The sequence below is a fragment of the Thermogemmatispora tikiterensis genome, from assembly GCF_003268475.1.
Lineage (GTDB): Bacteria > Chloroflexota > Ktedonobacteria > Ktedonobacterales > Ktedonobacteraceae > Thermogemmatispora > Thermogemmatispora tikiterensis.
Map to the genome: position 1 here is coordinate 4,562,757 of NZ_MCIF01000002.1, position 11,204 is coordinate 4,573,960.

The 11,204-nt window shown below is 65.0% G+C and carries 11 protein-coding genes; 10 read left to right on the forward strand and 1 reads right to left on the reverse strand.

From position 1 onward, the window contains the following. The first annotated feature begins 48 nt into the window (after nt 1-48). The 6 genes from leuD (at nt 49) to A4R35_RS18310 (ending at nt 6,631) form a co-directional block, all read left to right on the forward strand. Nucleotides 49-669 (forward strand): 3-isopropylmalate dehydratase small subunit, encoded by a 621-nt coding sequence (leuD, locus tag A4R35_RS18285; RefSeq protein ID WP_112431864.1) that lies wholly within the window; start codon nt 49-51, stop codon nt 667-669. Between the two features lie 251 nt (nt 670-920). Beyond that, a complete protein-coding gene (gene pdhA, locus A4R35_RS18290; RefSeq protein WP_112431866.1) occupies nt 921-2,009 on the forward strand; it encodes a pyruvate dehydrogenase (acetyl-transferring) E1 component subunit alpha in 1,089 nt (362 codons plus the stop codon). A 43-nt stretch (nt 2,010-2,052) separates the two neighbouring features. Beyond that, nucleotides 2,053-3,018 (forward strand): alpha-ketoacid dehydrogenase subunit beta, encoded by a 966-nt coding sequence (locus tag A4R35_RS18295; protein ID WP_399358752.1) that lies wholly within the window; start codon nt 2,053-2,055, stop codon nt 3,016-3,018. Nucleotides 3,019-3,254: 236 nt separating this feature from the next. Next, a complete protein-coding gene (locus tag A4R35_RS18300; protein WP_112431867.1) occupies nt 3,255-4,601 on the forward strand; it encodes a dihydrolipoamide acetyltransferase family protein in 1,347 nt (448 codons plus the stop codon). Nucleotides 4,602-4,719: 118 nt separating this feature from the next. Next, entirely contained in the window at nt 4,720-5,061 is a 342-nt protein-coding gene (locus A4R35_RS18305; RefSeq protein ID WP_069802171.1) for a hypothetical protein, read from the forward strand. Nucleotides 5,062-5,254: 193 nt separating this feature from the next. Continuing rightward, nucleotides 5,255-6,631 (forward strand): dihydrolipoyl dehydrogenase family protein, encoded by a 1,377-nt coding sequence (locus A4R35_RS18310; protein ID WP_112431869.1) that lies wholly within the window; start codon nt 5,255-5,257, stop codon nt 6,629-6,631. A 220-nt stretch (nt 6,632-6,851) separates the two neighbouring features. Here A4R35_RS18310 and A4R35_RS18320 read toward each other — a convergent pair whose 3' ends face one another. Further along, nucleotides 6,852-7,397 carry a hypothetical protein gene (locus A4R35_RS18320; protein ID WP_112431873.1) on the reverse strand — a complete coding sequence of 182 codons (546 nt, stop codon included), beginning with the start codon at nt 7,395-7,397 and terminating at the stop codon, nt 6,852-6,854. Nucleotides 7,398-7,940: 543 nt separating this feature from the next. Between A4R35_RS18320 and A4R35_RS18325 the strand changes: the two genes are divergently transcribed. The 4 genes from A4R35_RS18325 to A4R35_RS18340 all read left to right on the forward strand — a co-directional run bounded on the left by A4R35_RS18325 (nt 7,941) and on the right by A4R35_RS18340 (nt 11,094). Continuing rightward, on the forward strand, nt 7,941-8,657 hold the full coding sequence (locus A4R35_RS18325) for a hypothetical protein (protein WP_112431875.1): 717 nt from the start codon (nt 7,941-7,943) through the stop codon (nt 8,655-8,657). 808 nt (nt 8,658-9,465) lie between these two features. Beyond that, nucleotides 9,466-10,074, forward strand: a complete 609-nt coding sequence (locus tag A4R35_RS18330) for a 3'-5' exonuclease family protein (protein WP_112431877.1) — start codon at nt 9,466-9,468, stop codon at nt 10,072-10,074. 72 nt (nt 10,075-10,146) lie between these two features. Beyond that, nucleotides 10,147-10,569: a 3'-5' exonuclease gene (locus A4R35_RS18335; RefSeq protein ID WP_112431879.1), complete on the forward strand. Its 423-nt coding sequence runs from the start codon at nt 10,147-10,149 to the stop codon at nt 10,567-10,569. 129 nt (nt 10,570-10,698) lie between these two features. Further along, entirely contained in the window at nt 10,699-11,094 is a 396-nt protein-coding gene (locus A4R35_RS18340) for a hypothetical protein (protein ID WP_112431881.1), read from the forward strand. Nucleotides 11,095-11,204: the final 110 nt, after the last annotated feature.

Consider the following 11,204-nt stretch of genomic DNA (forward strand, 5'->3'; position numbering starts at 1 on the left):
GACGAGCGCAAAGAGAGAGCGCCTTGCAGAAGGAGGCAGAGCAAGACAATGGAACCCTTTACCCGCCTGAAGGGGCTGGTCGCCCCGCTGAATCGAACGAACGTCAATACGGATGAGATTACGCCGGCCCGCTTCTTGAAGACGATTAGCCGCACCGGCTTCGCCCAGGCCCTGTTTGCTAACTGGCGCTACCTGGGCGACGATCAGACGCCCAACCCCGATTTCGTCCTCAATCAGCCCCGCTATCAGGGGGCGACGATCCTGCTGGCCGGCGATAATTTCGGCTGCGGCTCTTCGCGCGAACATGCCCCCTGGGCGATCCGCGAGTATGGCTTCCGCTGCGTGATCGCGCCCAGCTTCGCCGATATCTTCTACAATAACTGCTTCAACAATGGCATTCTGCCGGTGACGCTCCCCGAGCCAACGGTGCTGGAGCTGTTCAAGGAGGTCGAGGCGACCGAGGGCTATACCCTGGAGGTCGATCTGGAGGCCCAGACGGTGACGACGCCCGACGGGCGTGTCTTCCAGTTCCCGATCGATGCTTTCCGCAAGCAGGCCATGCTGCAGGGCCTCGACAATATCGGCTGGACGCTCTCGCATCTCGATGAGATCCGTGCTTTTGAGGAGCGTCGGCAGCAAGAAGCTCCCTGGGTCTTCAGCTTGAAGTGACAAGGGTGTCACTCTTCCGTTGTGGTCTCGGCTGCGCCGCCCTCTGTCCCGCCTTCCGCCGCCGGGCTGTCTGTGGCCGCTCGATTGGCCAGGCAAGGCCAGTCAGGAGGATATGACGGAGCAGAGCGGCGCGGCTGCGAGCAAGGACGTCAGCAGACCGGTCACTCCGCCGCGGATGTGGGTGCGGCCAGCGAGCGTCAGGCTGCGGCCCGCCTCCGCGCGGGGCGAATATCCAAGAAAAGGAGCGCAAAGTGGCGATTCACCAGATTGATCCCGGTCTGGTCCCTTTTCAGATTCTTGATCCCGAGGGCAACCTGGTGGGAGAGATGCCTGCTCTCTCGCCGGAGCGCCTACTCTATTTCTATCGGATGATGCGCCTGGCGCGGGCCTTCTCGGACCGCATCATTGCTCTGCAGCGTCAGGGGCGGGCCACGACCTTCGGCTCCCTGACTGGTCAGGAAGCGGCCACCGTGGGGCTGGCCGCGCCTTTGCAGCCCCAGGACTGGCTGGCGACCTCCTACCGTGAGATTGCCTCGTTGATCGTCAAGGGTGTTCCGCTGAGTACCCTCGTCTATTCCTTCCGGGGCTATACTCCTCCCAATTGGCCCGCTGAGACGCGCTGTCTCCCCTATCAGATTGTGATTGGGACGCAGATCCCCCATGCGGTAGGCCTGGCGATGGCGGCCAAGATCGTTGGTGATCCGGTGGTGGCGGTTGGCGTCTGCGGCGACGGGGCGACCTCCGAGGGCGACTTTAACGAGGCCCTCAACTTTGCCGGGGTCTTCCGCGCCCCGGTGGTGATCATTGTGCAAAACAATGGCTGGGCCATCAGTGTGCCGCGCCATCGGCAGTCGGCGGCGCCGACGCTGGCGGCCCGCGGCATCGGCTTCGGCGTGCCCTCAGCTCTGGTCGATGGCAACGATATTCTGGCGGTCTATGAGACGGTGCGTCAGGCCGTGGAGCGGGCGCGCGCTGGCGATGGGCCGACCCTGATCGAGTTGCTCACCTATCGCCTCGGCTCGCATACGACCGCCGACGATGCCAATCGCTATCGTGATCCTGCCGAGGTCGAGGCCTGGCGTGCCAGGGACCCCATTGCCCGCCTGCAGAAGTTTTTGCGGCGCCGCGATCTGCTCAGTGAGGAGCAGGATGAGGAGATTGGGGCCTCCGTGCTGGCGGAGATCGATGCGGCGGTGCGCGAGGCTGAGGCCATGCCGCCGATGGCTCCCGACAGTTTCTTTGACTATGTCAGTGCGTCACTGCCGCCGCGCCTGCAGGAGCAGCGCGCCGAGCTGCTGCGCTTTGTGACGCCCTCGCAGCAGCCGGGCGAGCGGCACTGAGGAAGGGAGGGAGGTGAGCGCAATGGCGTTGCGTCCCATGACGATGATTGAGGCGCTCAATCAGGCGCTGGCTTTGGAGCTGGAGCGCGATGAGCGGGTGGTCTTGCTCGGACAGGATATCGGCCTCAATGGCGGGGTTTTCCGCGTGACCGATCAGCTGCAGCGCCGCTTTGGCGAGCGGCGCGTTTTCGATACGCCGCTGGCGGAGTCGGCCATTATCGGGACCTCGGTCGGGATGGCGGTCTATGGGCTGCGCCCGATCGCGGAGATTCAGTTTGCCGGCTTTCTCTTCCTCTGTATGAGCCAGTTGGTGACCCAGGCGGCGCGCATGCGCTTCCGCAGCGGCGGGGCCTTTAGTTGCCCGCTGGTGGTTCGTTCGCCCTACGGCGGAGGAGTGCGTACGCCCGAGCTGCATTCGGATAGTCTGGAAGGGGTCTTTTTGCAGACGCCGGGCCTCAAGGTGGTCATTCCCTCCAATCCCTACGATGCCAAGGGCCTGCTGGCGGCGGCGGTGGCCGATCCCGATCCTGTCCTCTTTCTGGAGAATATTAAGCTCTATCGCTCCTTCCGTCAGGAGACGCCGGAGGAGTACTATACGGTGCCGCTGGGGAAGGCCAAGACGGTGCAGGCGGGCGAGGATGTCAGCCTCTTCGCCTATGGGGCGATGGTGCCGGTGGCGCTGGAGGCGGCCCAGCAGGCACAACGGGAGCTGGGGATCAGTGTGGAGGTGATCGATCTGCGCACCGTCTGGCCGCTCGATGAGGAGGCTATTGTCTCCTCGGTGGAAAAGACGGGGCGCGCCGTGGTGGTCCATGAGGCGCCGCGCGCCGGCGGCATTGGGGCCGAGGTGACGGCGATTATTAATGAGCACTGCCTCTATTCGCTGCTGAAACCGGTGGCGCGCGTGACGGGCTACGATACGCCCTATCCGGTGCCCGGGGTGGAAGACTATTATCTGCCAACGCCAGCGAAGGTGCTGGCGGCGCTGCGCCAGGTGATGGAACCCTGAGTGAGCGAGCTGAGAGGCGGCTCTCTCTGCGCTCAGGGCGAAGCCGGCAAGCCTATGCGACGTTGCTTGCTTGCTTGCTGGCTGGCTGGCAAGGTATCTAGTAGACGCAGAGCACGAGAAGAGACGAAGGTCGCGGTCTGGGCTGCCTGGGCGGAGCGGGCGATGCTGCTGGCCGCTCCGCAAGGGAGGTATTGGCCTCTGCGGCAGGGCCGGACCCGCGCCGGAAGAGGTTTCCTATGGTTGAGTTCAGATTACCCGATCTGGGCGAAGGGATGGAGGAGGCGGAGATTCGCCGCTGGCTGGTGCGCGTTGGTGAGCGCGTGACGGCTTATCAGGCGATTGCGGAGGTGGAGACCGATAAGGCGGTGACAGAGATTACGTCGCCGGTGACGGGCCGGGTGGCGGAGATTCGCGTCGGTGAGGGGGCGCGAGCGCGCAAGGGCGAGGTGCTGGTCGTCTTTGAGGAGGAGGCCGCCACGCCGGCGGGAGAGCGCGCGCAGTCGTCGCCGGTGACGGCTGCAACAACAGCGACGGCTGCAACGACTGAGGCGACGCTGGCCTCGGGTGGATCAACGGCCCAGACTGGGGCGGGCGTCGCTACGGCGGTGGCTCCCGCGACGGGGGCGGCGAGCGGCGGACGGCGCCGCGTGTTGGCGGCTCCGGCGGTACGCAAGCTGGCTTTTGAGCTGGGGGTCGATCTGGAGCAGGTCCCACCGTCGACACCCGAGGGGCGCGTGACGCTGGCCGATGTGCGGGCCTTCGCCGAGCGCCAGCGAACGGCCACCGCCGGCCCCAGGCCCGAGACGGCTCAGCCGTCGGGGACGGTGGCGCCGGCCCCTGCTAACGGTGCGCAGCCGCAGCCCGGGGCGGCTCCCGCGCCAGAGGAGGAGCGCCAGGCTCTGACAGGGCTGCGCCGCCGCATTGCCGAGCGGATGGAACGCTCCTGGCGCAGCATTCCCCATGCCACGGCCTTCGACGAGGCCGATGGCGGCGCCCTGGTGGCCCTACGCGAGGCCCTCTTGCCCGTGGCCGAGCGGCGTGGGTTGCGCCTCACCTATTTACCTCTCCTGGTCAAGCTACTTATCCCCGTCCTCAAGGAATTCCCCATTTTCAATGCCAGTCTCGATGAGGAGCGGCGCGAGATTGTCTATAAGCGCGTCTACCACATTGGTATTGCTACCGCCTCGCCCGAGGGTTTGCTTGTGCCGGTGCTGCGCCATGCCGATCGGCTCAGCCTGGCGCAGGTTGCCAGCGAGCTGGAGCGCCTCGTCGAGGGCGGACGCCGGCGCACGCTGGGCTTGCACGAGCTGACGGGCAGTACCTTCACGCTCAACAACGTGGGGAGCTTCGGCGGTAGCTCTGGCACCCCCATTATCAATTATCCCGAGGCGGCCATTCTGGCCGTGGGCCGGCTCCAGGAGAAGGCCGTGGTTCGCAACGGCTCCCTGGTGGCGCGTCCAGTCCTGCCGCTGGCCCTCTCCTTCGATCATCGGCTCATCGATGGGGCCCAGGCGGGTGCCTTTCTGGCGCGTTTCAAGGAGCTGGTCGAGAATCCGCAGCAATTGCTGCTTGATTTGGTGTAATCGCAACAATTGACTAACTCAAGATCTGGTCAGGAGGGCCGGCCCGTGCGGCACGGACGGGGAAGGGGACTGTGCGGCCCGACCCTCCTGGGGCAAGCGTGTCGGAAGGAGGCCGACCGTGGCAACTGCCGAGGAGATTATTAAGGCTGTCGCCGTTCTGGTAAAACAAGAGGGCAAGGAGATTTTTAGCCGCGAGGATATTCGTCGCCAGCTCGGGGTTGATCGCCCGACCTGGGAGCGCAGCTATACCGGGATCTTTCAGATGATGCGCTCAGATGGTGTCTCGAAGATCAAGTATGGAACAGCGCGCCCGCGTCGGGTGGAGAATGCCAGCCATCCCTTGAAGGTGGGTCCTCGCTTCAAGGATGTCTTCCGTCGCGTCGAGCATGGGCGGCATACCCTGACCGAGTATGGCTGGCGCCTGGTCGATGAGGTACTGGCCGAAGAGCGCTCCGGCTGAGTTGCTGCGAGCGCCTGGTTGCTCTGGTCGGCGTTGACCAGCAGGCGTGCGCTGCTTGGGAGGGGAAAACGGGCCGAGACAGGGAGGTCAGCGGCCCGTTGTTTCTCCTTCTCCAGAGCGGGCGCGTCTGGGAGCCGGGAGCGGCGAGAGCGCAGAGAGGCAAGAGTGCTGTACCGAGAGGAGAACGGAAGCTATGGTTGTGGGCGATGTGACCACCGCGGTCGATGTCCTGGTCCTCGGCGGGGGACCGGCGGGCTATGTGGCCGCTATTCGGGCCGCGCAGTTGGGGCGTCAGGTGACGCTGGTTGATCCGGTGCCGCCCGGGGGGACGTGTTTGCATCGGGGCTGCATCCCACTGAAGGCGCTGCTGACCGCCAGTGAGCGCTATGCCGGGCTGCGGCGCGAGACGCTGGAGCCGCTGGGCATAACGCTAACGGGGGTGACTTTCGATTGGGGCCGCCTGCAAGCCTGGAAGTCCAGCATTGTGGCACGCCTGGCCGAGGGCGTGCGGCGCTTGCTGGCCGGCAATCGCGTGCAGTATGTGGCGGGCCGGGCCTGGTTTCTCGGTCCCGAGGAGGTGCGCGTCGAGAGCGAGCAGGGCGAGCGCTTCAAGTTCGAGCACTGCCTGATCGCTGTCGGGGCGGAGACCGTGCCACCGCCGGGCCTGGACTACGATGGGCGGACGCTGCTGACGCCGGAGCAGGCCCTGAGTCTGCCGGAGCTGCCAGAGAGACTGACGGTGGCCGGGGCCGATTATCTGGCGCTGGAGCTGGCGACGCTCTTTGCGCGTCTGGGGGTGCGCGTGCGGCTCTGTCTGACGGGCGAGGAGCTGCTCTCGGGCGTGGAGGCGGCGGCCCTGCGCCTGGTGCAGGCCGGGCTGCGTCAGCTTGGGGTCCAGGTGAGCAGCGGGCAGCCGCCTGAACAGGTGGAAGAGCGCCCACTGGTGGTCTGCGGCGAGCTGCGTCCGCGTACGGCGGGGCTGCAGTTGGAGGCGGCGGGCGTACAGACCGATGAACGCGGAGCCGTTCTGGTCTCGCCATCGCTGCAGAGCAGCGCTGCGCGCATCTATGCCGCTGGCGATTGTGCGGCGACGGGGGCGCCGCCGCTGGCGAGTGTGGCCATCAAGCAGGGCAAGGTGGCGGCTGAGGCGCTCTGCGGGCGCCGGGTCCAGTTCGCGCCGCTGGCGTTGCCGCGCGTGGTCCTGTCGTCGCCGGAACTGGCGACTGTGGGCTACTCGGCTCAAGAGGCCGAGCGCGCCGGCTACCGCGTGAAGACGGGGCGCTTTCCGCTGGGGGCCAACGGGCGCGCGCTGATGCTGGGCGGCGAGACGGGAACGGCTCTGGTGGTGGCGAATGCCGAGGATGAGACGATTCTTGGGGTGACCATCGTGGGGCCGCGCGCCGGCGAACTGATCATGGCTGGGGTGCTGGCGATCGAGATGGGGGCGACGCTGACCGATCTGGCCGAGCTGCTCTATGCTCATCCTTCGCTGAGCGAGGGACTGCTGGAGAGCGCCGAGGAGGCCCTTGGGCAGGCGATCCATGTGCTGGGACGGACGGCGGGGCGCTGAGGTGAGATGGCCATGCCTGAGCTGGACAGGGCTGGAGCTGGTTGAGGTGGCCGCCGGGTCGGCCTGCGCTCAACCAGCTCGCTTTTCTCTATCCCGCCTTTCTGCTCGCCTGCCCGGCGCCTGGCCTGAGCGCCGGGCGGTGGCTCTCTCCCCTCGCCTGCAGGCAGACTGCTGGCAGGCTCACTGACTGAGTGGAGAGGAGAGGCGCCCGCCGGCGAGGCTAGCTCGGCGAGGCGGCGTCGGCATGCGTTGATCCGAGGTGGCCGCCGATGATGCCGCCGAGCAGGGCGAGCAGGAACGAGAGTAGATTGATGAAGATGAGGACGATGTAGAACTCCAGAAGCTGAGTGCTGGGCATGAAGACGGAGACGCTGCTGGCGCTCTGGTCGATGAGGGGTGACCGGGTCGCGGGCAACATGGAGACGATGGTGATGACCAGCCAGACGCCGCTGCCGACGGTGGTCAGCAGGGCGGCGATGCAGCCGGTCGTTCCCCCGACAGTGTAACCGTCATCGCGCACCCCGGTGCAGCGCGCGATGAGACTCGCCAGCAAGAGGGCCAGGCTGCCAGGTAGACCCAGCCAGAGGCCCAGGAGCATGAGCAGCCGTAGCTCCGGCGCCCACGCCAGCCCGAGCTGGTCGAAGAAGAGCGTGAAGAGTAGCAGAAATTGACCCGCTGCGGTGATGGCCCCTCCCACCAGACCAATGGTTAACGGCAGGCGTTCACTCAGCGTCGGCTCACAGTGCAGCGATGTGTGGTGTTGCATACATACTGCCCCCCGCCTGGGTTTGACTAAACCAGATTTCTCTGTCTGCTTGTCTCTCCTGTGATATGGTACGTCTCGCAGGTAAGAGAGTTCTCGATGAGGATTCCCGAATGTACCGTTATTGTGATCTGGACCTGAACCGTTCTTGTCTCTAAGGCGCGTCGCAGAAGTTGTATCCCACTTCTATTTATGTATCCTTTTATGGAAATTTGCAAGACCTTAGACTAAAAGGGGGTGGAGAAGAAAGTATACCGCTTGCTTCTTTGCTGACCTTGATGTCACTTGAGTGTGACAGGGTGTTTCTTCTCTTGTGTACGTGATCAATGGTGATTCGCCTTTCCTTCTCAGCGTTGTGCTGCTCAGCGTGGCATTGCCGGGACGGGGCGGCGCTCTCGCCAATGGCTGGACCGACTGCCCACACTCTCCTCCGATGGGTCAGGTCTCCCCGGTGGGTAACGCTTGCGACTCGCTCGCCAGTTTCCTCGCGAGGCGAGGTGAGACGAGGCGGGACGAGATAAAGAAAGAAAGCAAGGAGGTTTCAAAATGCTAGCCGGCCTGATCAATCTGATGATGGCGCTGCTGCGCCTGCTCTGGTTCCTGCTCTCAACGCGCGTAGGCAATCTGTTGGCTGCCGCGGGCCTGCTGATCAGCGGCTTTCTGTGGGGCGTGACCTCCCATCAGGTCCACTTTCAGGATGCCCCCGCGATTGCCTGGTTTCAGGACTATTCTTCTGACGAGGGCTACGATTATCTGCAGATCAATCACGGCCAGCAGTTCTACGTGATCAAGGATGCCGATTTTTCGCCCTATCCCGGCGGGGTCTTTGCGGATACGCGGCCCAGGCTGCTCTCGCTGGTCTATGAGAGCGATGCGCAGCAGTCGGTAGAGCTGAATCTGCAGAACGGCGAGCGCCTGACGGGCAGCGGCTACCGCGTGGTGGCCTTTTCGCTGGTGACCGAAGAGGGCCAGCCGTACACCTTTACAACGGCGGACTACCGCACCTCTCCCCGCGGCTTCTACGATGATCATTGGCCAGTGGCGACCTGGCTCTTGCTGATCGGCTTTGCCTTTCTGGCCTGGGCTTTGCTGGGGCCGCTGGTGCTGGATCTGTTGCTGCTGCACCGGGGTCGTGTACCGGGCGAAGAGCCGATCTCTACGGAGAAGGCTTATCGCCTGCTGGGCCGCCAGTTGAGCAATCCGTGGCTGTGGCGGGGGCCGAAGAAGCCGCGCGAGTTCGATCCGCGCGATCTGGCGAAGTAGCGCGCGGGTGCGCGATTGGGGACCGCCTGGCTCTGGCGGCTGCGTGGCAGCTGCGACCCACACTGCAACCAAGAGGCCAGCGGCGGAGGGTGGGCGCGCACGACGCCCGCCCTCTGGGGGAGGCGCCGGCTCCTCCTACCGCTGGCCGATGCAACAGCTAGGCACGCACTGGCAGAAGAAGGGTGTTGGCTGGAAGTAGAAGAAATCTGCTCGCGTCCTGGCTGAGTTAGTCGAAGTGCGACACGGCGGGCGCTGCTCCTTTCCAGGGACTGGCCCGGCCCGGGCTGGGTGGCAGTCCAGGATGGAGGAGGCGCCGCAGCAGACGGCGATCGAGACGTCCGCTCATTCGGTCTTCCTCTCTGGAAAGGGAATCTCCTACCTAATGGCGGAGCTGTTCGGGAGGCAGGGACGTTCCTTGAAAGCATTTCGCTTTACTTTCCCAGATGCCAAGAGCGCTCCCTCCTCTTCCCGCCTTGTAGCTCTAGGAGGAATAGATTGTCTTGTCTAGAAGGTGATGGTCTTGGTTTGCTGTCACTTTGACTGTCTCTCGAAGGAGGGAAAGAGAAGGCAGACCAGACTCATGACAGCGATCCCCTGCCACCCCTGCGCGCTGCCGCTCCCGAGGTCCGATGTACGCCGCTCCCAACACCTGTGGGAGCACGGCGCCGGGGTCACTCCCAGAACGGAGAGGACCAGGATGGCAAAATATCTGCCGCAGCAAGCACATCGGCTAGAGCAGCTTGCCAACAGATGGTACCGTTGTACCGTCTGTCAGAAAACATGGCAAACCAGGCCTCGGACGAGCTGCGTGGGACTGCGCGTGTTCAACTATGCTCAGATTGACTGGACGCGGCTGGCGACCGCCTCCAGCCTGCGCCGACGCGGTCTGCGCCTCTCTCCTGGCCAGCAGCCCGCGGGCTGCTACGAGCGAGCTGCTGGGCGACCACGGCAGGTACTCCTCTACTGGATAGAGGAAGCGCAGCCAGCGCGGAGGCTGACGAAGGCGCAACAGCAGGCGCTTCAGCGGGCGAGGGAGGGCTGGCGCCAACGACTCGTCTGCTCAAGCTGCGGGGAAACGATCGAGCCTGAGCGCCGCCGGCGGCGGCTCCGGATCTGTTGGGCCTGTGAGGAGGCGCAGCGGGTGCGCGCGCGGCGTCAGGAACTGCGGGCCTGGCTGCGGGAAGAATTGGCCCGGGACATCGTCGTGCTTGACACGGAGACCACCGGATTGCCCTCTGACCCAGGTTTTCAAGTCGTAGAGATTGCTGTCATCGCTGTCACCGATGGAAGGCTGCTCTTCCATAAAGGTGTGGCGCCGGGGACCCCTGGATTCATCCAGGGGAGGAAGGCGGCCCCCTCTGGCTCTCTGCCGGGGGTTGACATGGCGGCCTCTTCCCTGTTATCCTGTGCTCAGTGAGGCCTCAAGGCACTGACCTGTGAGTCAGCAACGGCTTCGCCTCACCTGGCGGGGGGCAGGAGGGTCAATCCAGTGACACTGCTGTACTGTCCTACGGGGCAGTGGGCTGCCGTCAACCAGCCCCGAAGCCCGGGCCGACGAGGCTGCGGGCAAGCCCCTGGCTTGAGCCAGGGGTCGTTGACATGGGACAGACTCATCAGGCTGCTGGAAGGGAAGGAAGCGATCTGGGGATACAATGCAGATTTTGACCGGCTGGCACTCGTTGCCAGTGCGCGACGGTATCAGCTGACACTGCCAACCTGGCTGGTCGCCGCTGAGAGATGGCGGTGTGCCATGAGCCTCTACCGGGAGTGGATGGGATGGGATTGGGATGTCTCCCTGGAGCGCGCCTGTGCGCACGAGGGAATTCCTGCAGGCTGGCACACTGCAGAGCTGGACGCGCGTTCGACCCTGGCGTTGTTGCGAGTGCTCGCCGGGCTGGAAGAAGAGACATGAGAGTTGGTGCAGGGGAAGGCTGGCGGGCGGGTCTGCCTGGATACTGGCTACCACGCGATCGGGCGCTGGCTGCCGCGGTGACACTCCCCCCGCGCTGCCGCGAGGTGAGGGAGCTGCGCGCGGGGTCCGGTGGCGCAGGACCGCGAACTGAGCCCGGCCCACTGGCAGGAGCTGCGCGCAGGGGATCTCAACAAGGCTGCGGGGATGGTCCTGGTGCGTCGCGGCACAGGCGGACGGAGACGCCTGGCCCCCGTCCTGCCGAGCGTAGAGGAGCTGCTGCAGCGGCTGCGACGGGGGCGCCAGCCAGAGGAGCGGATCTTTGCGCGCATCCCTTCTCACCTGGACGTGCACGCCCTCCGGCGCGAGGATGCTCAGGCGCTCTATCGGCTGCTGTCGCGCCGGGAGCTGCCGCCGGCGACGGGCCGGCTGCGCCCTTCAGACTACGATCAGGTCGCAGTGACCCAGGTGGCTGTGGCCCAGGGCCACAACCGCCTGGATGTGGTCCTGCGCCACTATCTGCGCTAGCGGCCTTGCTGCCGCTGCAACAACACCAAGATGTGGCTCACCTGTTGCTCTAACCGATCAAAGCGCTGATCCATCTGGGCAAAGCGCTCATCCACCTGGGCAAAGCGTTG